General features: G+C 75.0%; 19 protein-coding genes and 2 pseudogenes. 9 read left to right on the top strand and 12 right to left on the bottom strand.

Annotated elements, in window-relative coordinates; all coding sequences use genetic code 11:
- Positions 1-281 precede the first annotated feature (281 nt).
- Positions 282-707: a cytochrome c oxidase subunit 4 gene (locus O7603_RS29470; protein WP_281572980.1), complete on the bottom strand. Its 426-nt coding sequence runs from the start codon at positions 705-707 to the stop codon at positions 282-284.
- 10 nt (positions 708-717) lie between these two features.
- Positions 718-1,683 carry a cytochrome c oxidase subunit II gene (gene coxB / locus O7603_RS29465; RefSeq protein WP_281572979.1) on the bottom strand — a complete coding sequence of 322 codons (966 nt, stop codon included), beginning with the start codon at positions 1,681-1,683 and terminating at the stop codon, positions 718-720.
- A gap of 197 nt (positions 1,684-1,880) precedes the next feature.
- Between coxB and O7603_RS29460 the strand changes: the two genes are divergently transcribed.
- Positions 1,881-3,032 carry an aminotransferase class V-fold PLP-dependent enzyme gene (locus O7603_RS29460; protein ID WP_281572978.1) on the top strand — a complete coding sequence of 384 codons (1,152 nt, stop codon included), beginning with the start codon at positions 1,881-1,883 and terminating at the stop codon, positions 3,030-3,032.
- Entirely contained in the window at positions 3,029-3,262 is a 234-nt protein-coding gene (locus O7603_RS29455) for a sulfurtransferase TusA family protein (protein ID WP_281572977.1), read from the top strand. Before O7603_RS29460 ends, O7603_RS29455 begins: the two co-directional genes overlap by 4 nt.
- A 134-nt stretch (positions 3,263-3,396) precedes the next feature.
- Here the strand turns inward: O7603_RS29455 and O7603_RS29450 are convergent, their stop codons facing one another.
- The 3 genes from O7603_RS29450 to O7603_RS29440 form a co-directional block, all read right to left on the bottom strand.
- On the bottom strand, positions 3,397-4,374 hold the full coding sequence (locus tag O7603_RS29450; protein ID WP_281572976.1) for a carbohydrate kinase family protein: 978 nt from the start codon (positions 4,372-4,374) through the stop codon (positions 3,397-3,399).
- 163 nt (positions 4,375-4,537) lie between these two features.
- Positions 4,538-4,906, bottom strand: a complete 369-nt coding sequence (gene erpA, locus O7603_RS29445; RefSeq protein ID WP_281572975.1) for an iron-sulfur cluster insertion protein ErpA — start codon at positions 4,904-4,906, stop codon at positions 4,538-4,540.
- 153 nt (positions 4,907-5,059) lie between these two features.
- Entirely contained in the window at positions 5,060-6,232 is a 1,173-nt protein-coding gene (locus tag O7603_RS29440) for a glycerate kinase (protein ID WP_281572974.1), read from the bottom strand.
- Between the two features lie 44 nt (positions 6,233-6,276).
- Here O7603_RS29440 and nadA point away from each other — a divergent pair, with 44 nt between their 5' ends.
- From nadA to O7603_RS29425, 3 genes are all read left to right on the top strand, one after another.
- Positions 6,277-7,476, top strand: coding sequence for a quinolinate synthase NadA (gene nadA / locus O7603_RS29435; protein WP_281572973.1), 1,200 nt, complete (start codon positions 6,277-6,279; stop codon positions 7,474-7,476).
- 213 nt (positions 7,477-7,689) lie between these two features.
- Entirely contained in the window at positions 7,690-9,045 is a 1,356-nt protein-coding gene (gene murA, locus O7603_RS29430; protein WP_348651040.1) for a UDP-N-acetylglucosamine 1-carboxyvinyltransferase, read from the top strand.
- A 72-nt stretch (positions 9,046-9,117) separates the two neighbouring features.
- On the top strand, positions 9,118-9,720 hold the full coding sequence (locus O7603_RS29425; RefSeq protein WP_281572972.1) for a DUF3043 domain-containing protein: 603 nt from the start codon (positions 9,118-9,120) through the stop codon (positions 9,718-9,720).
- Between the two features lie 184 nt (positions 9,721-9,904).
- Here the strand turns inward: O7603_RS29425 and O7603_RS29420 are convergent, their stop codons facing one another.
- Both O7603_RS29420 and O7603_RS29415 read right to left on the bottom strand, forming a co-directional pair.
- A complete protein-coding gene (locus tag O7603_RS29420) occupies positions 9,905-10,213 on the bottom strand; it encodes an AzlD domain-containing protein (RefSeq protein WP_281572971.1) in 309 nt (102 codons plus the stop codon).
- Positions 10,214-10,670: 457 nt separating this feature from the next.
- Positions 10,671-11,006: pseudogene (locus tag O7603_RS29415) on the bottom strand (AzlC family ABC transporter permease); the annotation flags it as partial.
- Between the two features lie 133 nt (positions 11,007-11,139).
- Here O7603_RS29415 and O7603_RS29410 point away from each other — a divergent pair.
- Complete coding sequence (locus O7603_RS29410; protein WP_281572970.1) at positions 11,140-11,700, top strand: XRE family transcriptional regulator; 561 nt, start codon at positions 11,140-11,142, stop codon at positions 11,698-11,700.
- 7 nt (positions 11,701-11,707) lie between these two features.
- Here O7603_RS29410 and O7603_RS29405 read toward each other — a convergent pair whose 3' ends face one another.
- The 3 genes from O7603_RS29405 to O7603_RS29395 are packed head-to-tail and all read right to left on the bottom strand — an operon-like array spanning position 11,708 to position 14,434.
- Entirely contained in the window at positions 11,708-12,778 is a 1,071-nt protein-coding gene (locus tag O7603_RS29405) for an ATP-binding cassette domain-containing protein (RefSeq protein ID WP_281572969.1), read from the bottom strand.
- Complete coding sequence (locus O7603_RS29400; protein WP_281572968.1) at positions 12,775-13,590, bottom strand: ABC-2 family transporter protein; 816 nt, start codon at positions 13,588-13,590, stop codon at positions 12,775-12,777. The genes O7603_RS29405 and O7603_RS29400 overlap by 4 nt, the downstream gene beginning before the upstream one ends.
- The gene (locus O7603_RS29395) at positions 13,583-14,434 is read right to left on the bottom strand and encodes an ABC-2 family transporter protein (protein WP_281572967.1); all 852 of its coding nucleotides are present in this window, start codon (positions 14,432-14,434) and stop codon (positions 13,583-13,585) included. The genes O7603_RS29400 and O7603_RS29395 overlap by 8 nt, the downstream gene beginning before the upstream one ends.
- Positions 14,435-14,673: 239 nt before the next feature.
- Here O7603_RS29395 and O7603_RS29390 point away from each other — a divergent pair, with 239 nt between their 5' ends.
- Together O7603_RS29390 and O7603_RS29385 are read left to right on the top strand one after the other, a co-directional pair.
- Positions 14,674-20,046, top strand: coding sequence for a WG repeat-containing protein (locus tag O7603_RS29390; RefSeq protein ID WP_281572966.1), 5,373 nt, complete (start codon positions 14,674-14,676; stop codon positions 20,044-20,046).
- A 64-nt stretch (positions 20,047-20,110) separates the two neighbouring features.
- A complete protein-coding gene (locus O7603_RS29385; RefSeq protein ID WP_281572965.1) occupies positions 20,111-21,109 on the top strand; it encodes an aldo/keto reductase family protein in 999 nt (332 codons plus the stop codon).
- A gap of 82 nt (positions 21,110-21,191) precedes the next feature.
- On the opposite strand, the gene O7603_RS29380 is transcribed toward O7603_RS29385, so the two are convergent.
- Positions 21,192-21,989: a site-2 protease family protein gene (locus O7603_RS29380; protein ID WP_281572964.1), complete on the bottom strand. Its 798-nt coding sequence runs from the start codon at positions 21,987-21,989 to the stop codon at positions 21,192-21,194.
- Positions 21,989-22,189, bottom strand: coding sequence for a hypothetical protein (locus O7603_RS29375; protein WP_281572963.1), 201 nt, complete (start codon positions 22,187-22,189; stop codon positions 21,989-21,991). The genes O7603_RS29380 and O7603_RS29375 overlap by 1 nt, the downstream gene beginning before the upstream one ends.
- 199 nt (positions 22,190-22,388) lie before the next feature.
- On the opposite strand from O7603_RS29375, the pseudogene O7603_RS29370 reads away from it, so the two are divergent.
- Positions 22,389-23,198: pseudogene (locus tag O7603_RS29370) on the top strand (serine/threonine-protein kinase); the annotation flags it as partial.
- Between the last annotated feature and the right edge of the window lie 4 nt (positions 23,199-23,202).

The raw sequence follows: 23,202 nt of genomic DNA, 5'->3' as shown, positions 1-23,202 counted from the left end.
CGCCACGCAAGGGCGCCCACGCCAGGACCGCGCCACCCGAGGACCGCGCCACCCACGGACCGCGCCACGCAAGGGCGCCCACGCCAGGACCGCGCCACCCGAGGACCGCGCCACCCACGGACCGCGCCACGCAAGGGCGCCCACGCCAGGACCGCGCCACCCGAGGACCGCGCAACCCGAGGGTGCGCGTGTGCGGGGCCGGCCGGCCCGGCGAGGGACGTGCGAAGGCCCGCCTCCCGGGGGAGGCGGGCCTTCGTCGTGATCGGGTGGTGCCGCCGGGCTCAGTGCTCGGCGGTGCGCCGGGTGCCGGTGTAGTACTCGAAGAGCAGCCCGCAGGCGGCGAAGATGACCGCCACCAGGCCGGCGCCGAGCAGCCAGAACTGCCAGAACACCAGGCCGAGACCCGCGATGGCGGCGGCGAGCGCCAGGCCGAACGGCCAGTAGCTGCCCGGGCTGAAGAAGCCGATCTCACCGGCGCCGTCGGCGATCTCCGCGTCCGGACGGTCCTCGGGGCGGAGGTCGATCCGGCGGGAGACGAACCAGAAGAAGCCCCCGCACATCGAGCACAGCAGGAAGGACAGCAGCAGGGCCACCGTGCCGACCCATTCGACGTTGCCGGACTCGCCGTGCGTCCACGCGCCGTAGAGGACGGTCGCGCCGGCGAGGAACCCGGCGATGATCAGGAAGATACGCCACTCGGTCTTCATGCCCGCTCCCTCAGCTTCCGGCCGGCAGGTCGTCCGGGTTGAAGTTGTTCTTCGTACGCCGGGTGTCGAACGGACTGGTCGTCTGCGCGTACGGGTCCTCGCCGATCGCGCTCAGCGCTTCCTGCGTGGTCCGGCCGGCCTGCTTGGCCGCGAGGAACTGGTCGTACTGCTCGGGCGAGACGACGCGCAGCTCGAAGTTCATGAACGCGTGGTAGGTGCCGCACAGCTCGGCGCAGCGGCCGACGTAGGCGCCCTCGGTGTCCAGGCGCTCGACCTCGAACACGTTGCGGATCTTGCCGGGCATGACGTCCCGCTTGAACAGCATCTCCGGCACCCAGAACGAGTGGATGACATCCCGGCTGGTCTCCTCGAACCGGATGGACCGGTCGGTCGGCAGGACCAGGATCGGGATGACCTCGCTGGTGCCGAGCGTCGAGGCGACGGTGTTGGCGTCCACGCCCTGGCCGTCGCGGTAGTTGAACTGCCAGTTCCACTTGAACGCGACGATCTCGACGGTGACGTCGGGGTTCCGCGACGTCTTGTTGACGTCGGTCTGCACGATCGCCGTGTAGTAGAAGAGCACGGAGACGATCAGGATCGGCGCGATGGTGTAGAGGAACTCCATCGGCATGTTGTAGCGGGTCTGCACCGGCAGGTCGTTGCCCCGCTTCCGGTAGCGCACGACGCACCAGAAGATCAGGCCCCAGACGAACACGCCGACCGCGAGCGCCGCGATGCAGGACGCGATCCACAGGTCGTACATCCGGTGCGACTCCGGGGAGATGCCGCCCTGCGGCCAGCCGAAGCCGTCGAACGTCGCGCCGACGTCACAGCCCGTGAGCAGGACCAGCAGCGCCACACCGCCGAGACCGAGCCCGGCGAGACGACCGGCACCACGCCCCCGGCGCCCACCGGCTCCTGGGGAAGCGCTGTGCCGTACGGCCGACGGCCGTACCTCCGAACTCCTTGCGACCACCTGGTCCTGCCTCCCTAGCGCGCCGCGGTGTCTCTTCTGTTCTGTCGACCTCCGACGGGCGGAGCGACAACACCGGCGGCAAAGGCGTCACCGACGGTCGCAGATTACTCGACCATGACCGGCTGGACCGTGTTGGGGTCACTGTCCGGCCCCCATCGGGGGATCTTGACCTGTTCGGCGCGATAACGTAGGGAGTCGTGAGCGCTTCCCCGGTCTACCTGGACGCGGCCACCGCCGCGCCGCTGCATCCGGTCGCCCGGCAGGCGCTGCTGGCCGCCCTCGACGACGGCTGGGCCGACCCGGGCAAGCTCTACACGCAGGCCCGCCGGGCCCGCCAACTCCTCGACGCGGCGCGAGGCGCGACCGCGGAGACCCTGGGCGTACGCCCCGACGAGCTCTCCTTCACCGCCAGCGGCACGGCCGCCGCGCACGCGGCGGTGCTCGGTGGCCTGGCCGGGCGCCGCCGGGTGGGGCGGACCTTCGTGCACTCGACGATCGAACATTCGGCCGTGCTGCACGCCGCCGAACGGCACGTGGCGGGCGGGGGCACCGCGACCTCGGTGCCGGTCGACCGGCTCGGCGGACTGGACGTGGACGGGTGGGCGGCCGCGGTCCGCGCGCCGGGGGTGGCGCTCGCCGCGCTGATCGCCGCGAGTCACGAGGTGGGCACGCTCCAGCCGGTGGCCGAGGCCGCCGCCGCGTGCGCCGACGTCGATGTGCCGCTGTACGTGGACGGCGCCCAGGCGGTGGGTCGGGTGCCGGTGCCGGCGGGCTGGTCCGTGCTGACCGCCAGCGCGCACAAGTGGGGTGGTCCGGCCGGTGTGGGTCTGCTCGTGGTGCGCAAGGGCACCCGCTGGGAGTCGCCGTATCCGGCCGACGACCGGGAGGCCGGCCGTACGCCCGGGGCGTTGAACCTGCCGGCGGTGGTCGCGGCGGCGGCGAGCCTGCGCGCGGTGGCGGCCGACGCCGTGGCCGAGGCGGCCCGGTTGGCGCCGCTGGTGGACCTGATCCGCGCCCGGGTGGCGGCGGAGGTCCCGGACGTGGAGGTGGTCGGCGACCCGCAGCGCCGCCTGCCGCACCTGGTCACGTTCTCCTGTCTGTACGTCGACGGCGAGGCGCTGCTGCACGCGCTGGACCGACGCGGCTTCGCGGTCTCCTCCGGCTCGTCCTGCACCTCCTCGACGCTGCGACCGTCGCACGTGCTGGAGGCGATGGGCGTGCTCTCGCACGGCAACGTGCGGGTGTCGCTGCACCGGGAGACGTCGGCGGCGGATGTCGAGCGGTTCCTCGCCGAGCTGCCCGGGATCGTCGCCGACCTGCGGGCCGAGGCGGGGGTGGTGGGGCTGTGACGGTGCCGGACGAGGTGCTCGACTGCCGCGGGCAGCGCTGCCCGCTGCCGGTGATCGCGGTGGCCCGGCGGCTGCCGGAGCTGCCGGTCGGCACGGTGGTCCGGGTGCTGGCCGACGATCCGGCGGCGGCGGTGGACATCCCCGCCTGGTGCCGGATGCGCGGCCAGGAGTTCGTCGGCCGGGTCGCCGGCCCGGACGGCCCCGCCTACGACGTCCGCCGCCAGCACTGACCCGCGCGACCCGCCTCCCCGGCGCAGGGCGCGCCGGGGACCCGCGATCTTGCACTTCGTGCCCGGTCGAACCGGGACGACTGCCGCGAACCAGGGGCAGGAACCGCAAGATCGCGGGGAACTGACGGCGGGGGTCAGGGCAGCAGGTGCGGGCGGACCTCGTCGGCGGCCACGTCGCCGTACGACTCGGCGAGCCGCTTGACGAACAGGTCGCGGCGCACCTGGTACTCCTGCGTGCCGACCGTCTCGAGCACCAGCGTGGCGAGCAGGGAACCCACCTGGGCGGCCCGCTCCAGACCGAGGCCCCAGGAGAGGGCGGTGAAGAAGCCGGCGCGGAAGCCGTCACCGACGCCGGTCGGGTCGACCGCCCGGATCTCCCGCGCGATCGGCACGTGGATCGGGTCGAAGTCGCGGCCGGCGATCTCCACGCCGTGCTTGCCGAGCGTCGTGACCCGGATCTTGACCCGGTCCAGCAGCTGCTCGTCGCTGAGGCCCGCCTTGCTCTGCAGCAGGGACTTCTCGTAGTCGTTGGTCATCAGGTAGTCAGCGCCGTCGATCAGCGCGACCACGTCCTCGCCGGGCATCCGGGCCAGCTGCTGGGAGGGGTCCGCCGCGAAGGGGTAGCCGCGCTCCCGGCACTCGGCCGAGTGCCGCAGCATCGCCTCGGGGTCGTTCGCGCCCACCAGGACCAGGTCGAGCCCGTCGAGCCGCTGGGCCACCGGGGCGAGCTCGATGTTGCGCGCCTCGCTCATGGCGCCGGCGTAGAACGAGGCGATCTGGCACATGTCGGTGTCGGTGGTGCAGACGAAGCGGGCGGTGTGCGCCACCTCGCTGACGTGCACCGACGCGCAGTCCACGCCGTGCCGTTCGAGCCAGGAGCGGTAGTCGGCGAAGTCGGCGCCGACCGCGCCGACCAGGACCGGGCGCAGGCCGAGCTGCCCCATGCCGAACGCGATGTTCGCCGCCACGCCGCCGCGCCGCAGCACCAGGTCGTCCACCAGGAAGGAGAGCGACACGTTGTGCAGCTGATCGGCGATGAGCTGGTCGGCGAAGCGGCCGGGGAAGCTCATCAAATGATCGGTGGCGATGGAACCGGTCACCGCGATCTTCATGTCAACCCTCGGGGTCGGGAGCAGGGCGCGGTCAGCCTACCGGTCCGTCAATCCACCCGTGTCCGGTCGGTCGGACAACGGCCATCTGCGCGACACCGGGGCGCAGACGACGACGGGGCCGCCCCCGAAGGGACGGCCCCGCCGTGCTGACGCGGAGGTCGACTCAGCTGAACGAGTCACCACAGGCGCAGGAGCTGCCCGCGTTGGGGTTGTCGATGGTGAAGCCCTGGGCGTCGATCCGGTCGGCGAAGTCGATCGTGGCACCGGCCAGGTAGGGGTTGCTCATCCGGTCGACGACGACCTCGACACCGTCGTAGTCGGTGACGATGTCACCGTCGAGCGAACGCTCGTCGAAGAAGAGCTGGTACCGCAGGCCGGAGCAGCCGCCGGGCTGCACCGCGACGCGGAGCCGCAGGTCGTCGCGGCCTTCCTGCTCGATCAGGGCCTTGACCTTCTGCGCCGCGACGTCGGTGAGGACGACGGACGTGGCGGCCTTGGCCTCGGTCGACTCGGTCTGCGCTGGCGTGGTCACGTGGAATTCTCCCTGCGCGCGTTGGTTGTGGTCGTCCCGACCAACGTCACCCGCCGGCCAGCGATTCCCACTGTGGTCCAGTTTTTGATTGTAGGCCGCTTCCGGGCCGGTGACCCGGCGACGTGACCTCGGGGCTTCCCCGCGCGGCGTGGGTCACACCTCCCGCGCGCGGCTCCACTGCCGGGCCAGCCGCGAGCCCACCTCGCGCAGGCCCTCGGCGGGCCGGTCGAGCGCGGCCGCGAGGCCGCCGCGCTCCTCGCCCCCGAAGTGCTCCACCAGGCTGTACGCGTCGGTCACGCCCGCCGCGGCGGCCTCGCGCCGCCCGGTGCTCACCTGGCCGGCGACGACCACGCACGGCACCCCCCGGTCCCGGGCGGCCCCGGCCACCCCGGCCACCACCTTGCCGCGCAGCGACTGGTGGTCGAAGGAACCCTCTCCGGTGATCACGAGGTCGACGTCGTCCAGCGCGGCGTCGAGGTCGATGGCGCGGGTGACCAGGCCGATGCCGGACTCGCAGCGGCCCCCGAGGGCGAGGATCGCCGCGCCGAGGCCGCCGGCCGCCCCGCCGCCGGGCAGCGCGCCGAGGCCGGCCGGGCAGCCGGGCAGATCCCGCTCCAGCACCGCCGCGAAGCGTTCCAGCGCGGCGTCGAGCAGCAGCACGTCGGCCCGGTCCGCGCCCTTCTGCGGGCCGAACACGTTGCTCGCGCCGTGCAGGCCGAGCAGCGGGTTGTCCACGTCGGTGGCGGCGACCAGCGTGGTGTCACGCAGCCGGGGCGCGCCGTCGATCCTGGCGACCGCGGCCAGCGCGGCGCCGCCGTACGGCAGGGCGAGGCCGGCCTCGTCGAGCGGGGTGACGCCGAGCGCGGTGAGCATGCCCGCGCCGCCGTCGTTGGTGCCCGAGCCGCCCAGCCCGATCACCACGGTCCGGGCGCCGTGTTCCACCGCGGCGGCGACCAGCAGCCCCAGCCCGTACGAGGTGGTCGCCTTCGGGTCCCGCTCGTCGGGCCCGAGCAGGTGCAGGCCGCAGGCCTGAGCGCTCTCCAGGTACGCGGTGCCGTCGACGGTGAGCAGGATCTCACCGCCCGCCGGCCGCCCGAGCGGGTCGACGGTGCGTACCGGCACCCGGCTGGCCTCCAGCGCGTCGGCGAGGACGTCGAGGAAGCCCGGGCCGCCGTCGGCGAGCGGCCGGATCAGCAGGTCGTCACCGGCGGCGACGGCCCGCCAGCCGTCGGCCACCGCGGCGGCCACCTCCGGGGCGGGCAGGGTGCCGGCGAACTTGTCCGGACAGAGCAGCACGCGCATGCCGAGCAGTGTGGCAGCACACATCGCGGGAAGCTGCGCCGCGCCCGCGCTGTGGGACCATGGAGGACGTGACTTCGACCTGGGTAGAGCCCTCAAACACCGCCACGGCACTGCTGTTGCTCGGCCGGGGCGGCGACCCGTCCACCGAGCGCGGCGTGGAGTGTCCGGGCGACCTGCCGGCGCCGAGCGACCCGGATCTGGTGGCCCGGGCGGCGGCGGCGAAGGCGGCGTTGGGCACCAAGGTGTTCGTGCTGGGCCACCACTACCAGCGCGACGAGGTGATCCAGTTCGCCGACGTCACCGGCGACTCGTTCAAGCTGGCCCGGGAGGCGGCGGCCCGGCCGGACGCGGAGTACATCGTCTTCTGCGGCGTGCACTTCATGGCCGAGAGCGCCGACATCCTCACCTCCGACGCCCAGAAGGTGATCCTGCCCGACCTAGCCGCCGGCTGCTCGATGGCGGACATGGCGGTGCTGGGGCAGGTCGAGGCGGCCTGGGACGCGCTGGCCGAGCTGGGGATCGCGGAGCAGACCGTCCCGGTCACCTACATGAACTCCTCGGCGGACATCAAGGGCTTCGTGGGGCGCCACGGCGGGCTGGTCTGCACCTCGTCCAACGCGAAGCGGGCCCTGGACTGGGCGTTCGAGCAGGGGTCGAAGGTGCTCTTCCTGCCCGACCAGCACCTGGGCCGCAACACGGCCGTGCTGGAGATGGGCTACTCGCTGGACGACTGCGTGCTCTACGACCCGCACAAGCCGAACGGTGGGCTGACCCCGCAGCAGCTGCGCGACGCGAAGATGATCCTCTGGCGCGGGCACTGCTCGGTGCACGGCCGGTTCACCCTCGACAGCGTCGACGACGTCCGCGAGCGGGTGCCCGGGGTGAACGTGCTGGTCCACCCGGAGTGCCGGCACGAGGTGGTCACCGCGGCGGATCACGTTGGCTCCACCGAGTACATCATCAAGACCATCGAGGCGGCGCCGGCCGGCTCGGCCTGGGCGGTGGGCACGGAGCTCAACCTGGTGCGCCGGCTCGCGCTGGCCCACCCGGACAAGCAGATCATGTTCCTCGACCGGGCGGTCTGCTACTGCTCGACGATGAACCGGATCGACCTGCCGCACCTGGTCTGGGCGCTCGAGGAGCTGGTGGCCGGCCGCGTGGTGAACCAGATCACCGTCGACCCGGACACCGCCCACCACGCCCGGGTGGCACTGGACCAGATGCTCGCGCTGCCCGGCGCCGACACTCCGCCGCCGACCGCCAGCTGATCACTCTGCGTAGCGCCCTTGGTACGCATTAGTGCGGGATGGCCCGATTAACACGCTGCGGGCGGTGTGACCGGTTCCATGTTCGCGTCCGAGGACTATGCTGCCGGAGCGACGACGCAGGCGGACGTGTTTCACCACAGCCGCATCCGGGGTAGCGGTGACCATCGTGGGCCCCACCATCAACACAGCAGCACCGACGCGCTGGAGGTTGCGTTGACCGACGACGTCCTGGTCGTGCACGGAGGCACTCCGCTGGAAGGGCGGATCCGCGTGCGCGGCGCGAAGAACCTGGTCTCCAAGGCGATGGTCGCCGCGCTGCTCGGCGACAGCCCGAGCCGGCTGTTCGACGTGCCGAACATCCGCGACGTCGAGGTGGTCCGAGGCCTGCTCGGGCTGCACGGCGTCAAGGTGACCGACGGCGACGAGGACGGCGAGCTCGTCTTCGACCCGGCGAACGTCGAGAGCGCCAGCACCGACCAGATCAACGTGCACGCGGGATCCAGCCGGATCCCGATCCTGTTCTGCGGGCCGCTGCTGCACCGGCTGGGGCACGCCTTCATCCCCGACCTCGGCGGCTGCCACATCGGGCCCCGGCCGATCGACTTCCACCTCCAGGCGCTGCGCGAGTTCGGCGCCACCGTCGACAAGCGCCCCGAGGGCCTGCACCTGTCGGCGCCGAACGGGCTGCACGGCACCAAGTTCGCGCTGCCGTACCCGAGCGTCGGGGCGACCGAGCAGGTGCTGCTCACCGCGGTGATGGCCGAGGGCGTCACCGAGCTGCGCAACGCCGCGGTGGAGCCGGAGATCATCGACCTGATCTGCGTGCTGCAGAAGATGGGCGCGATCATCAAGGTGCACACCGACCGGGTGATCGAGATCCAGGGTGTGCCCAAGCTGCACGGCTACACGCACCGGCCGATCCCGGACCGGATCGAGGCGGCGAGTTGGGCCGCGGCCGCGCTGGCCACCCGCGGCCACGTCGAGGTGCTCGGCGCGCAGCAGGCGGACATGATGACCTTCCTGAACATCTTCCGCTCGGTCGGCGGCGAGTACGAGGTCACCGACACCCGGCCGCCGAAGCTGGGCGACCCGGGCCAGGAGGGCGGCATCCGGTTCTGGCACCCGGGCGGCGAGCTGAAGTCCGTCGCGCTCGAGACCGACGTGCACCCCGGTTTCATGACCGACTGGCAGCAGCCCCTCGTCGTGGCGCTCACCCAGGCCCGGGGCCTGTCGATCGTCCACGAGACGGTCTACGAGCAGCGGCTGGGCTACACCGAGGCGCTGAACTCGATGGGCGCCAACATCCAGGTCTACCGGGACTGCCTGGGCGGCACCCCGTGCCGCTTCGGCCGGCGCAACTTCAAGCACTCGGCGGTGATCGCCGGCCCGAGCAAGCTGCACGCGGCCGACCTGGTCATCCCGGACCTGCGGGCCGGGTTCAGCCACCTGATCGCGGCGCTGGCCGCCGAGGGCACCTCCCGGGTGTACGGCGTCGACCTGATCAACCGGGGCTACGAGGACTTCGAGGCGAAGCTCGCCGACCTGGGCGCGCACGCCGAACGTCCGTAATCTCACTCACTCCGTTCGCGCCCGGTGCACCGCGATGTGCACCGGGCGCCAACGTTTGGCTACCCTTTCCGCGTGCCGTCGTTGTTTCGCCGCAAGTCCGCCGACCTCGTCGACGAGGCCGTCACCTCCGTGACGCCCGACGAGGCGTCCGAGTCCGCCCGTTCGCGCGGCTACACACCGGCCAAGGGGCGCGAGACCCCCAAGCGGCCGACGGTGGGCCGGCGTCCCGGCGGCACGTCCAGCAAGCCGCTGAGCAAGGAGGAGGCGCGGGAGCGCCGCCGGGAGCTGCGGGCCGAGGCGGCCGCCGAGTTCCGCCGCGAGGGTGGCCCACGCGACCGCGGCCCTGAGCGCCTGCTGGCCCGCAACGTGGTCGACTCCCGGCGCACGATCGGCACCTGGTTCTTCGGCGGTGCGCTGATCGTGCTGATCGGGTCGAACGCGGCGATGCCCCCGGTGGTCCGGCTGGTCTCCAACGTGCTCTGGGGCGCGCTCGCCCTGGGCGTGGTGGTCGACTCGATCCTGATCTCCCGCAAGATCGGCAAGCTGGTCCGCGAGCGGTTCCCCAAGACCGAGCAGCGGATGGGCTCGCTCTACCTCTACGCGATCATGCGCTCGATCACCTTCCGCCGGATGCGGGCCCCGGGCCCCCGCGTCAAGATCGGCGACCCGGTCTGACCCCGTTCGGCCCGGCGCCACAGCCCGCGGCCGACGCCCCCACCGACCCGAGCGGCGGCCTGACGCCCGTCCGAACCGCCCGAAGGCCTGACCGCAGGGTCCGACGCCGTCCGGTGGCCGGACGCAGGATCCGACCGCCCGGCGGCCCGACGCCGGGTCGACCCCGCCCGGTGGCCCGCGTCGGTCAGGGCAGGCCGGCCAGGCGCAACAGCGCCGTGGTGGCCGCCGCCGCGACCACGACCAGCACGAACGGCGCCCGCCGCCAGGCCAGCAGCACGCCGACCAGCACCCCGGCCGGCCGCGCCCAGCCGGCGAACGAGCCGGCCTCGGTGAGCGCGGCGGTGGCGGCCAGCGCGGCCAGCAGCGCGGCGGCGCCGACCGGCAGCAGATGGCGGGCCCATTCCGGCAGGTCGAGCCGGTCCCGCAGCAGCACCCCGGCGACCCGGAAGCCGTAGGTGCCGGCGGCCAGCGCGAGGATCACCGCGATCAGCACGCCGCCTCCCCCGCCCGCAGGTCCGGCACGGCGGTGGTCGGCAGACCGGCCGCCCCGGCGAGCGCACGGCGGGCACGCCCGGCCACGTCGCCGCGCCTTCCCCGGCCGGGCCGCCTGGGTCTCCCGCAGCGCCCGGCCCGGCCGGCTCGTCGGCCGTCGGCCCACCACCCTCGTGACGGCCTGGTCCGGACGGCCGGCGGCGCAACGCGAGCACGGCCGGGCCGTCCAGGGCGAGCAGCACCGGCAGCCCGGCCGGCAGCAGCGGGGTGGCGAGCACCGCGAGCACCGCGCCGGCCACCGCGGCCCGCCGGGTGTCCCGGTCCCGCATGCTCGGCAGCAGCAGCGCGATCAGCCCGGCCGGAAACGCGGCGTCCAGGCCCAGCGCGGCCGGGTCGCCGACCACTCCGCCCGCCAGCACGCCGAGCAGGGTGCCCAGGTTCCAGGCCAGGAAGAGCAGCGTCCCGGCCCACCAGAAGGCCTGCCGTCGGGCCGGACCGGGCGGGTGGGCCAGCGCGAACGCGGTGGTCTCGTCGGTCATCAGGTGGCTGCCCAGCAGCCGGTGCCGCAGCCGCGGCCCGATGCTGTCGCCGAGGGTCAGCCCGAACGGCAGGTGCCGCGCGTTGAGCAGCAGGCCGGCGAGCACCGCGGCGAGCGGGCTGCCGGCCGCCACCAGCCCGACCGCCATGAACTGCGCGCCGCCCGCGTACAGCAGCACGGACATCGTGACCGTGGCCCAGACGGGCAGCCCGGCGGCGACCGCCACCGCGCCGAACGAGGCGCCCACCGCGACCATCGCCGCACCGATCGCGGCGATGTCGCGGAGCATCCGCCGCGGATCCGTTCGTTGTACCGTACGCATGGTCCGTCATGATGAACACGACTGGACCGGTTCGTCAAACCGAACAAACAGACCGATGGAGTGAACAATGCCCGCCGAACCGGCTCCCCCGCTGGCCACCATCGCCGCCGCGCTGCGCCGCGAACGGGACCGGGTCGGCATCTCGCTCACCGAACTGGCCCGCCGGGCCGGCATCGCGAAGTCCACCCTCTCCCAGCTCGAGGCCGGCACCGGCAACCCCAGCGTCGAGACGCTCTGGGCGCTCGGTGTCGCGCTCGGCGTGCCGTTCAGCCGGCTGGTCGAGCCGCCGCAGGCATCCGTACGGGTGATCCGGGCCGGCGACGGCCCCCGGGTCCGCTCCGAACACGCCGACTTCACCGGCACCCTCCTCAGCGCCGGCTCGGCCCACGCCCGCCGGGACGTCTACCTCATCGACCTGGAGCCCGGCGCGGTACGCACCGCGGAGGCGCACACCCCGCGCAGCGTCGAGCACGTCGTGGTCGCCGCCGGCCGGCTCCGGGTCGGCCCCGAGGAGGACCTGGTCGAGCTGGGACCGGGCGACTACGCCACATTCCCCGGGGACGCGCCGCACCGGTACGAGGCCCTCCTGCCCGGCACCTTCGCAGTGCTGGTGATGGAACACCCCTGACCGGCGCTCACCCGTTCGCCGCGGCCGGATCCGGTCCAGCCGGCGGGCCACCGGTGGAGCCACCGGCCACCGGCACCGGGTCGGCCGGCGACACCGCGGCAGCCGCGTCGACGTCACCGGCCGGCGACCGGTAGAGGCGGGCCACCACCTCCTCGATGTCCGGCTCGACGACCGCGATGTCCCGCAGGCTGCCGAGCCCGGCCAACGCGGAGACCACCTCAGGCACCCCGGCGGACTCCAGCGCGTACACCAGCCGGCGGCCGTCCGCCGCCACGCGGTGCAGCGGCGCCCCGGGCAGCACCGGCGGCTCCGGCAGCGGGGCGTCCAGGTCGGCGACGACCAGCCGGCGCGAGCCGTACCGGCGGTGCAGCTGCGCGATCGAGCCGTCGTGCACGACCCGCCCGTGGTCGACCACCACCAGCCGCCGGCAGAGCCGCTCGATGTCGGCGAGGTCGTGGGTCGTCAGCACCAGAGTCGTGTCGCCCGCCCGGCCCAGCTCGTCGAGGAAGCCCCGAACCGCCTGCCGGCTGACCACGTCCAGACCGATGGTCGGCTCGTCGAGGAAGAGCACCTCCGGGCCGTGCAGCAGCGCGGCGGTCAGCTCGCCGCGCATCCGCTGCCCCAGCGAGAGTTGCCGGACCGGGACGTCCAGGAAGCCGTCCAGGTCGAGCAGGGCGCGGCAGCGGCGCAGCCGGGCCGCATGGTCGGCGGCCGGCACCCGGTAGATGTGCCGGAGCAGGTCGAAGGACTCCCCGAGCGGCAGGTCCCACCACAGCTGCGACCGCTGCCCGAAGACCACGCCGATGCGTCTCGCGAGGCGGGTGCGCTGGGCCACCGGACGCAGCCCGCAGACGCGTACCTCGCCGGCGGTCGGCATCAGCACCCCGGTGAGCATCTTCAGGGTGGTGGACTTGCCGGCGCCGTTCGGGCCGATGTAGCCGAGCGTCTCGCCCCGCTCCACCACGAGGTCGATCCCGTCGACCGCGGCGCGGACCCGCTTCTCCCGGCGCAGCCGGCCGGTCTTCACCCGTACCGTGAACTCCCTGCGCAGCCCGCGCGCGTGGATGACAGCTGTCATGACCCCGTACTCCGGTAGTGGCGGATTCCCACGCGCCAGGCCGCGGCGGCGGTCGCGGCGGCGACCACCGCGACGCCGGGCGCGGCCCAGCCCACCCAGGCCGGCAGGCCGACCGGGTCGGCACGGCCGAGCAGGGCCAGCGCCGGGTGGTAGCTGACGAAGGCGAACCCCAGGCCGTACGCGAAGAGCGAGCGGAACCAGCCGCCGTAGACGGTGACCGGGTACGACGTGAAGTCACGCCCGCCGTACGTCACGGAGTTGGCCAGCTCGCCCGACTCGACCCAGAAGAACGACACGGTCGCGGTGGCCACGAAGATTGAACCGAAAAAGACCACCCCGGCGACCGGGGCGAGCACCACCAGCACGGCCCGGCCGAGGGTCCAGTCGATGCCGGCCGAGGCGACCGCGCCGACCCAGACGGCGAGCCCGAACAGCGCCCGCGAGACCTTGCGCAGCGGCAGGTCCATGAGCAGCAGCTGGGGCAGGGCCCCGAGCGGTCGGAGCAGCACCGCGTCCAGAAGGCCGGTGCGTACATACCGGGGAATGCGCTCGATATTGCCGACCAGGAGGTCGGCGGTGGCGAACGCGCAGGCGGAGAGGCCCACCATGACGAGCGTCTCGCGCAATGTGAACCCGCCCAGCTCCCGGGTCACCCCGAAGAGGACCAGCACGGTCACCACGTCGAAGACGGTGGCCCCGACGTTGCCCACGAGATCGACCGCGAACGAGGCGCGGTAGGCGGTCTGCGACCGGGCCTGCGCGCCGAGCAACGCCCGGTACGCGGTCAGCGTTCCGCCCGGCCGCTCAGCCACCCTGCACCACCAGTCGACGCTCGGCGCGGCGCTGCACCAGCCGGCAGGCGGCCAGCAGCAGCGCGGCCCAGCCGACCTGGAGGGCGACCAGCCCCACCTGCACACCGGCGGAGTCCCGTTCGACCAGCACGTCGAGCGGGGTCTGGAGGAGGCTCGGGAACGGCGTGGCGATCCACAGTGGCAGGTGCAGCCACTCCGGCAGGAAGCGCAGCGGGAAGTAGAGGCCGGCCAGCACGCCAGAGCCGAGCGTCCACAGCATCAGGGGGCCCCTCACGTCCTCCAGCCAGTACGCGGTGGCGTTGACCAGGAACCGGCAGGCGAAGCAGAGCACCACCGCGACGGCGGCCGAGACCACGAAGAGCGGTGCCGTCGACCAGCGGGTCGGCAGGCGCAGGTCGAAGAAGAGCGGACCGACCAGCACCGGCGGCAGCAGTCGCGCCAGCGCGGCGTACCCGGCGCGACCCAGGTCGGCGGCGAGGTAGGCGGTCACCGGGTGGACCGGCCGGAGCAGGTCCGCGGTGACGTCGCCGGTACGGATCCGTTCGGCCAGCTCCGTCCAGCCCCAGAGCAGCACCACGGCGAGCAGGCCCTGTCCGACCCAGACGAAGGTGGCCAGCTGCTCCCGGTCGTACCCGGCCGCGGAACCGGCAGCGCCGGCCACGGCGAGCAGCACGTAGCAGCGGAGAAAGCCGAACACCACGTTCGTGACGACGCCGGCCACCGCGGCCTGCCGGTAGGTGGAGTATCGTCGAAAGCCGGATACGGCTATAGCCACAAATGTCCGAAACGATCGGATAACGTTTGTCAGGGTGGCCGGTGCCACAGTGGCGGTGACCGAGCCCACGCCGCTACCCTCCATCCGCAGCCACGCCCTGCCGGAACGGGCGACTCTACCGGCAGGTCGGGTGCCCAGCGCGACAATTGGCAACGAGGTGACAACGCCGTGAGCGAGCGGACGCGAGCCGGCCACCGGACCGCGGTCCGCGGCGACCGGAGGGCCGGCGGTCACCGGTACGCGGCCGAGTTCCGACGGCGTCGCAGGGAAACCGCCACCGGCCCGGCGCGCGGCGACAGGCACACCGGATGAGCAGTCGGTACCCCGACCGGTGGGGCCCGGCCGAACCGTCCTGGGTGGTCGAACCGACCGACGAGTGGCATCCCCAGTTCCCCGGCCAGCGCTACCCCGGCGACATCGGCGTCCAGCACGCGCCGCCGCCCCGCGGCCGGGCGAGCGTCGTCGGCCGCGCCGACGTCCCGCCGCTCGCCCCGACCCGACCCGACGGGACGTACGTGGGCCGGTCCTGGGACGACGAGCCGTCGCCCGACGAGGACTGGGACGGGCGCTACGACAGCCGCGCCGGGCGGCGGGACGACGAGCTGTACCGCCGCCCGCACGCCGAGCCGACCCGCCCCGAGGAGCGGCCGCCGGCCCGACGGTCCGCCCCGGACGGCCGCACCCAGTGGGCCGACCGCCGCTCCCGCGGCGAGGAGCGGGTCACCCGGGAGGACGACTGGCACCGCGAGCCGCCGGCCCACGACCGCCACGAGCCCCGCCCCGCCCGGTCCGAGCCGGTCGGCCGGAGCCGGCCGCCCTCTCCCGGGCCCCGCCCGGACTCGGGCTGGATGCCGGAGCCCGACGAGGAGACACCACCCCGCCGGCGGGACAGCGTGGAGCGGCCGGCCGCCGGCTACGACCGGGGCACCGACCGGACCCGCTATCCGTGGGGCCACGCCGGCGAGCGGAGCCGCCACCCGGACGACGTCCGGCACTCCGACGACCTCCACGACGGCGGTCGCGACCGGTCCGGGCCGCGCCCCGGCGGCGGCCAGCCACGGTACGACGACCGGCCCCACCGCCCCGACCACGACCCCGCCGGCCGGCCTCGCTACGGGGAGGACCGGGCACCCCGGCCAGAGCCGGACCGCGCCGGTCACGTCTGGTACGACGACGACCGGCCTCGCCACCCGGACCACAACGGACACCCACGGCACGAGCCCGACCCGCGCTACCGCCCGGAGGGGCACGGCGCCGACCCGCGCCGGCAGCCACGCGAGGCGACCGGCCGGGCCGAGCCGTACGCCGACCGCCGCCCGCACGCCGAGCCGCCGGAGGGGTACCGCGAACCGCAGCCGCATCGGGACTCCGACGGGGTACTGCCCTGGCCGCCACCCGGCCCGGTGCGTCCGGACCGTGGCCGCGACGCGGCGCGTCCCGTCGAGCCGCGCCCGGAGCGCCGCCCGGTCGAACCCGGCGTGCCGCCGCGCGGCGCCCGACCCGAGCCACCGACCCGGTACGACGAGCCGCAGCGCGGCGCCCGACCCGAGCGACCGACGCGGTACGACGAACCCCAGCGCACGCCGGCCCGCCCCGCCGGTCCCGGCGTGCCGCCCGGCCCGCCGGCCCGCGACGTTCCCGTCTCCGGCCCGCCGGTGTCCCCGGCCGCCGGCCACGCTCCCGTCTCCGGCCCGCCAGTCTCCCCGGCCGCCGGCCGGGCCCGTCCGGCGGATCCGGCCCCGCGGGTGTCGGACGGCCGGCCGCAGCACCCGGGACACCCGTCCCGGCCGGGGCCGGGCGAACCGCCCCACGGCCGCCCGGTCTCCTCCGCCCCGGTCTCCCCGGCATCGGCTACCCCGGTCTCGCCAGGTGCCCGGCCGGTCTCCCCGCCGCCGGTCCCCCCGCCTTCCCGGCCGGTCTCCCCACCATCGGCCTCCCCGGTCTCCCCGCCGCCGGCGTCCCCGACCTCGCCGGCTCCGGCGTCCCCGGTCTCCCCGGCCGCGGCCGCCCCGACGTCGGCGGCGCCGGTGTCCCCGACGGCCGGCGCGCCCGTGCCTGGTACGGCCGGGCCGGCGCACCGGCCGCCCACACCACCCGACGACCTGGCCCCCGGCTCCGGCCCGCCAGCCGCCCGGCTCCGCATGGAGTTCCTGCCGGCCCCGGCCGAACCCCCGATCGGGGCGTCCCCGAGCGCGCCGGTACGCCCCGAACCGGCCCCGCCGCCCCGGCCGGAGGGCCCGCCACCGCGCTACCCCGGAGCGGCGGCCGCCGACGCGCCGCCACCGGCAGGGCGGTACCGGCCCGGCCCGCAGGCCGACGACCCCGCGCCCGTCTCGCCGAGCGGTCGCCGCCCGACCCCGCCGGAGGACTTCCGTCGCGCGCCGGCCCCGCCCGACCACCGCCGGCCCACATCCGACCCGGCGGGCCAGCGCCCGACGCCGACCCCGGACGGCCAGCGCCGCGCGTCGGGAGCGCCCGGCGACCCGGCCGTGCCCGCGTCGGCCGGTCACCCGGCCTCCGCGCCGCCGGTCGACCGCCCGACGTCGGCCCCGCCGAGCTACCGGCCCCCGGTCGCCGCGCCGCCGGCGGGCCAGCCCGAGGTCGTCGCCGACCCCACCGGAGAGGCACCGCCGATCGCGCCCGGCCGGCCACGGGTCTATGTACCGCCGCCGCCGTCGGATCCGCCCGCACCGCCGTTCCCTTCCGAGGCGGACCGGCCGAGCCGCGGCGGTCCGGACGCCTGGTTCGGCGCCAAGGGCCCGGACGAGGCGGAGTCCGGCCGGGCCGGCACGGCCACCACCCCGCCGGAGCAGGCCGACCCGGCACCCGTGTCGGCGCCGCCGACCGCCTGGACCGGTGGCCCGGTCGGCGCCGCCGAGGACACCACGGCGGGTGGCCGGGCGGCCTCCGCGCCGCAGGCCGACGCGGCCGGCGTGCCGTCCGCCCGACCGACCTCCGCGCCACCGGCCGAGCCGTCCGCCCGCCCGGTCTCGGCACTGCCGCCCGAGCCGACGGCGCCGCCCCGCCCGGTCTCGGCACCTCCCACGGACGCGACGGCGGCCACCCGTCCCGACCCGGCGCTGACCGTCGACGAGGACCCGACCGCCCTCGACCGCCCGGTATCCGCGCCGCCGGCCCCGCGAGACTCCGCACCGTCGGACGCGGCGGGGGCCACGGCGCCCGCCTATCCGGTCTCGGCGCCGCCGGCCTACCCGGTCTCCGCACCGCCGGCCCACCCGGTCTCGGGACCGCCCGACCACCCGGTCTCGGGACCCCCGGCCTACCCGGTCTCGGGACCCCCGGCCTCCGCACCGCCCGCCTACCCGGTCTCCACACCGCCGGCCCACCCGGTCTCCGCACCGCCGGCCCACCCGGTCTCGGGACCGCCCGCCCACCCGGCCTCCGCACCGCCCGCCCACCCGGTCTCGGGACCGCCGGCCTACCCCGTCTCCGCACCGCCCGACGGGGCGAGCGCGTCCGCCCACACCGCGCCGCCGGCCTCCCCGGTCTCCGCGCCGCCCGTCGCGCCGCCGCCGGCCGCCGGTGCCGTCCGGTCCGGCGACGAGGCCGATCCGGTCGGCCGCCCGGTGTCGGCGTCGCCGCCGGGGCCGTTCTCCACGCACGCCGAGGCCGGGTCCACCGCACCGCCCCCGGCGGACCGCGTTCCTCCGGCCACGGACGCCGCCGCGGCTCCGGCACGGCCCATGTCGGCGCCGCCGGCCGCGCCCGTGTCCGGCATTCCGTCCGGTCCGGTCTCCGCGCCACCCGCCGGCCCGGAATCGGTGCCACCGGTCCGATCCGTGTTCGCAGAGCCCGACGCCGGCCGGCCAGCACCCTCGTCCGGCTCAGGCTCGGTGACGGACGCATCCGGTGCGGATTCGCCGCGGACGCCCGTCACCGGAGCACCCGGCCCGGTGCCCGGACCGGACGGAGCGGTTCCGCGCACGGACTCCCACGCGGAGGCGGCAACGCCCAACGGGGCGGCACTGTCCGACGTGGACCAGCTGTCGGAGACCGGGCCGGCCGAGTCGGGGCCGATCTTCGCCCCGCCGGCGGCAGCCGCGTCCGGGCCACCCGCGCCGGCGTCGGCGCCCGTCTCCGGACCACCCGCCCGGCCCGTCTCCGGGGCACCGATCTCGGCCGTGCCCGCGTCCGGGTCGGTGCACCCGACGCCCGATTCCGGGTCGGAGCACCCGGCGCCCGATCCCGGGTCGGAGTCCGTGGCGCCCGTCTCGGCAGCACCCGTGTCCGGTCCCGGCGAGCAGTCGCCCACGTCCGCGCCGGCGAGCGAGGCGCCGGTGTCGGCTCCGCCCGCCGGACCGGTGTCGGCGCCGCCGGCGACCACCCCGGCGGACGAGCGTCCGGACGAACGCGGCGCCGCCGCGCAGGGTGATCCCGAGCAGGTGCTGGCGAGCTACCGCTGGCGGCTGGACCCCGGGACGCTCCGCGAGGTGCCGGACGACCCGGACGAGCTGCGGACGGTCCGGCGACGACTGACCGAGAAGCTCGGCACCGCCATGGACAACCGGGCTCGGGCCCGGCTGCTGAGCCTGCGTGCGGTGGTTTCCCGGATCGTCGGCGACCTGGACGACGCGCTCGCGGACGGCCGGCTGGCCCTGACGTACGCGGAGGCGACCGGGGAGCTGCGCCGGGTCGCGCTGGCCCAGGCACGGCTCGCTCAGGTGCTGCGCTGGCGCGGCGACTTCACGGAGGCCGACCAGCTCTTCGCGCGGGCCACCTCCGCCGAACTGCCCGACCGGCTGCGCGCGGCGCTGCACGAGCACGCCGGCCGCTCCTGCTACGACCAGGGCCGGTTCATGGAGGCCTGCCAGCACTTCGAGCAGGCGCTGGACCTGCGTGGCGAGGGGGACCCCGAGCTGCTGGCGCGGGTCCGGATCAGCCTGGACGCGGTCGCCGAGCGGGTGGCGGAGCGGGGCTTCGGGCCGTACTCCCGGAGCCGGGACGAGGTGCTGGAGCCGGTCCGGCCCCCGGTGCCGGCACACGACGGCGCCCTCTGGGGTTACGCCGACCCGGACGGCGACCTGGTGATCCCGGCCCGGTACGCCGAGGCCCAGCCGTTCCGCGAAGGGCTGGCCTGGGTGCGCCGGCCGGACACCGACCGGTGGTCGCTGATCGCCCTGACCGGCACCACCGTCATCGCACCGTCGTACCTGGCGGTCCGGGCCTTCTCCGACGGCCTGGCCTGGGTCGTCCAGGACGGCGCCGCGGGCTGGCAGGCCATCGACCCCACCGGCGACGTGGCGGTCCCGCCCGGCTTCGCCGACGTACGCCCGTTCCGCCGGGGCGTGGCCGCGGTACGCCGGGAAGGCTGGGGCGCCGTCGACCGCACCGGCCGGATCGTGGTGCCGACCCGCTACCACTCGCTCCGCACCGAGCTGGCCGACGGCCGGCACGTCGACGGCTTCACCGACGAGGGCCTGGCGGTCGTCGAGGCCGGCGGTCGCCGTGGCGTGGTGGACCGCTCCGGCGCGCTGATCGTGCCGCCGGCGCACCCCGCGCTGGTCATCCACCCGGTCGCGTTCCTGGTCGGCACCGGCAACGGACGCTGGGGCGCGCTCGACCGGCGGGGCGCGCCCCTGATCGACCCGGTGCACCGCTCCCGCGACGAGCTGATCGGGGAGATCGACCTCCTGCTGACCGACGCCACACCGGTGCTCTAGGCGGACGATCACACCGGCGGCCGGCCCGACGGGGCCGCCGAGGCGTCGGGGATAGGGTCGGGTCATGGAATTCCGTCACCTGGGCCGTTCCGGCCTGATGGTCAGCGAGATCTCGTACGGCAACTGGATCACCCACGGCTCGCAGGTCGAGGAGGAGGCCGCGTTCGACTGCGTGCGGGCCGCCCTCGACGCCGGCATCACCACCTTCGACACGGCCGACGTCTACGCCGGCACCCGCGCCGAGGACGTGCTCGGCCGCGCGCTCCAGAGCGAGCGGCGCGAGGGGCTGGAGATCTTCACCAAGGTGTACTGGCCCACCGGGCCCGGCCGCAACGACCGGGGCCTGTCCCGCAAGCACATCATGGAGTCGATCAACGGCTCACTGCGTCGGCTGCGCACCGACTACGTGGACCTCTACCAGGCCCACCGGTACGACTACAGCACCCCGCTGGAGGAGACGATGGAGGCGTTCGCCGACGTCGTGCACTCCGGCAAGGCGCACTACATCGGCGTCTCGGAGTGGAAGGCGTCGCAGATCCGCGAGGCCCACCAGCTGGCCCGCGAGCTGCGCATCCCGCTGGTCTCCAACCAGCCGCAGTACTCGATGCTCTGGCGGGTCATCGAGTCCGAGGTCGTCCCCACCAGCGAGGAGCTGGGCGTCGGGCAGATCGTCTGGTCACCGATGGCCCAGGGCGTGCTGTCCGGCAAGTACCTGCCGGGCCAGCCGCCGCCGGCCGGCTCCCGCGCCACGGACGAGAAGTCCGGGGCGGGCTTCATCGCCAGGTTCCTGGGCGACGAGGTGCTGACCCGGGTGCAGCGGCTCCGGCCGCTGGCCGAGCAGGCCGGGCTGAACATGGCCCAGCTGGCCATCGCCTGGGTGCTGCAGAACCCGAACGTCTCCTCGGCGATCATCGGCGCGTCCCGCCCCGAGCAGGTGCAGGACAACGTCAAGGCGGCCGGGGTGAGGCTCGACGCCGACCTGCTCAAGGCGATCGACGAGATCGTCGACCCGATCACCGAGCGCAACCCGGCCAAGACCGAGAGCCCGGCGCAGCGCCCGTGACACCCGTCCGGTCCGGCCGGCGCGCCACCGCGCCCGGCCGGACCGGCCCGGTCGACGCCGCCGGCCGGACCGGCCCCGGCCGTCAGCCGCGCCAGAAGCGGATCAGGTCGAACCCGGCGGCGTAGAGCCACGACGGGAGGCCCAGCGCGTCGCCCACGGCGAAGACCACACCGAAGAACCAGCCGCTGATCCGCGGGTTCCACAGCAGCGCGAAGAGCAGGATGAAGCCGTACGGGGCGAACAGGTCGTACATCCTGCGCCACTGCTGGTTCAGCCACGGCTGGATCATGTTGCCGCCGTCCAGTCCCGGCACCGGCAGCAGGTTGAGCGCGCTCGCGGTGAGCTGGAGGAACGCCAGCAACGCCACCCCGGCCCAGAACTCGATCGACCCGCCGGTCCCGGTGCCGGCCCGCAGGGCCAGCACGAGCAGCAGGGTGAAGAGCACGTTGGTGGCCGGGCCGGCGAGGCTGACCAGGGTGTGCCGCAGCCGCCCCGGGATGGCGTGCCGGTCCACCCAGACCGCGCCGCCGGGCAGGCCGATGCCGCCGAGCAGCACCACCAGCACCGGCAGCGCGATGGACAGCAGCGGATGGCTGTATTTCAGCGGGTTGAGCGTCAGGTAGCCGCGGTGCGCGACGCTGCGGTCGCCGGCGCGGAACGCCACCACCGCGTGCGCGTACTCGTGCAGGCAGAGCGACACCAGCCAGCCGGAGACCACGAATCCGAAGACGTCCAGCCGGACGTTGCCGACCTGGTTCCAGGCCAGCACCCCGGTCGTCACGAACAGCGCGACCAGGGCCAGGAAGACGGGGCTGGGCCGGAACGCCGCCCGCGGCACACCGAGCACGAGCGGTTCCCCGCCCGGACGGTCGTACGCCATCACTCGGCCGTGGGCAGCAGGCTCATCCGGTACTCGACGCGGTCGTCCTCCAGAAGCGCGACCGAGGTGACGCCGGACGCCGCGAGCTCGCGCCAGGTCTGACCGATCCAGGATTCGGCATCGGCCTGGCTGCCGAACGACTCCGTCGGCCCCTGCACCGACTGGCCGTCCGTGCCCTCGTACCGCCAGCTCCACGCCATGCCGCGTCTCCCCTCGCCGCCGTAGTCCCGTGGGACGAACCCCCGCAAGCGTAGTCGGCCCGGCGCGCGACGGCCGCTCGCTCGCCTCCTGTGGACGCGAGGAGTGACCTTGCGAGTCCCGCGGCCCGACGAGGCGCACGGCGGACCCGGGTGCCCCGGGGTGCATCGACGCGTCGGCATCGACCGGTACGGTGGCCCGGTGCTGACTCGGGGAGTGGTCCTCAGCGACCGGTACCGGCTGGGCGAGCGTGTGGCGACGGGCGGGATGGGTGCGGTGTGGCGATGCACGGACATCCTGCTCGAACGCGAGGTGGCGGTGAAGGTGCTGCTGCCGTCGCTGGTCGCCGACCCCGAGTTCACCGCCCGGTTCCGGGCCGAGGCGCGGATGCTGGCCGCCCTGCGGCACCCCGGCGTCGTCGCGGTGCACGACGTCGGCCAGGCCGCCCTCCCCGACGGCAGCCGGGTCGACTACCTGGTGATGGAGTACGTCGAGGGTGAGCCGCTGGTCGGCTGGGTCGGCCGGGCCGGCCGGCTGGACGCCGCGTCCACCATGTCCGTGGTGGCGCAGGCCGCCGAGGCCCTGCACACCGCGCACCTCGCCGGCATCGTGCACCGGGACGTGAAGCCGGGCAACCTGCTGGTCAAGCCCGACGGCCGGGTGGTGCTGGTCGACTTCGGCATCGCCCGCTCCAGCACCCTGGCCGGCATCACCGCGGCCAACATGGTCCTCGGCACCGCCTCGTACATGTCCCCCGAGCAGGCCGCCGGCCAGCCGGTCTCGGGCGCCACCGACGTCTACGCGCTCGGCGCCGTCGCCTACTACTGCCTGGCCGGGCAGCCCCCGTTCGTCGGGGAGAACCCCCTCGAGGTGGCGCTGCGGCACCTCCAGGACGAACCGGCGCCCCTGCCGCCGGGCACCCCGCCGGCGGTCGTCGATCTGGTCGCCCGCGCGCTGGCGAAGCGCCCGGCGGACCGGTTCGGCAGCGCCGCCGACCTGGCCCGGGCCGCCGCCG

This window comes from Micromonospora sp. WMMD812, from assembly GCF_027497215.1.
Lineage (GTDB): Bacteria > Actinomycetota > Actinomycetes > Mycobacteriales > Micromonosporaceae > Micromonospora.
The sequence above is the reverse complement of the archived record's forward strand: the minus strand, read 5'-3'. Positions and strand labels throughout refer to the sequence as shown.

Coding starts and splice junctions, on each gene's coding strand:
- O7603_RS29470 (WP_281572980.1), bottom strand. CDS start 707: ATGAAGACCGAGTGGCGTATCTTCCTGATCATCGCCGGGTTCCTCGCC.
- O7603_RS29450 (WP_281572976.1), bottom strand. CDS start 4,374: ATGAAGATCGCGGTGACCGGTTCCATCGCCACCGATCATTTGATGAGC.
- O7603_RS29440 (WP_281572974.1), bottom strand. CDS start 6,232: ATGTGTGCTGCCACACTGCTCGGCATGCGCGTGCTGCTCTGTCCGGAC.
- O7603_RS29410 (WP_281572970.1), top strand. CDS start 11,140: ATGCCCGCCGAACCGGCTCCCCCGCTGGCCACCATCGCCGCCGCGCTG.
- O7603_RS29405 (WP_281572969.1), bottom strand. CDS start 12,778: ATGACAGCTGTCATCCACGCGCGCGGGCTGCGCAGGGAGTTCACGGTA.
- O7603_RS29390 (WP_281572966.1), top strand. CDS start 14,674: ATGAGCAGTCGGTACCCCGACCGGTGGGGCCCGGCCGAACCGTCCTGG.
- O7603_RS29385 (WP_281572965.1), top strand. CDS start 20,111: ATGGAATTCCGTCACCTGGGCCGTTCCGGCCTGATGGTCAGCGAGATC.
- O7603_RS29380 (WP_281572964.1), bottom strand. CDS start 21,989: ATGGCGTACGACCGTCCGGGCGGGGAACCGCTCGTGCTCGGTGTGCCG.
- O7603_RS29375 (WP_281572963.1), bottom strand. CDS start 22,189: ATGGCGTGGAGCTGGCGGTACGAGGGCACGGACGGCCAGTCGGTGCAG.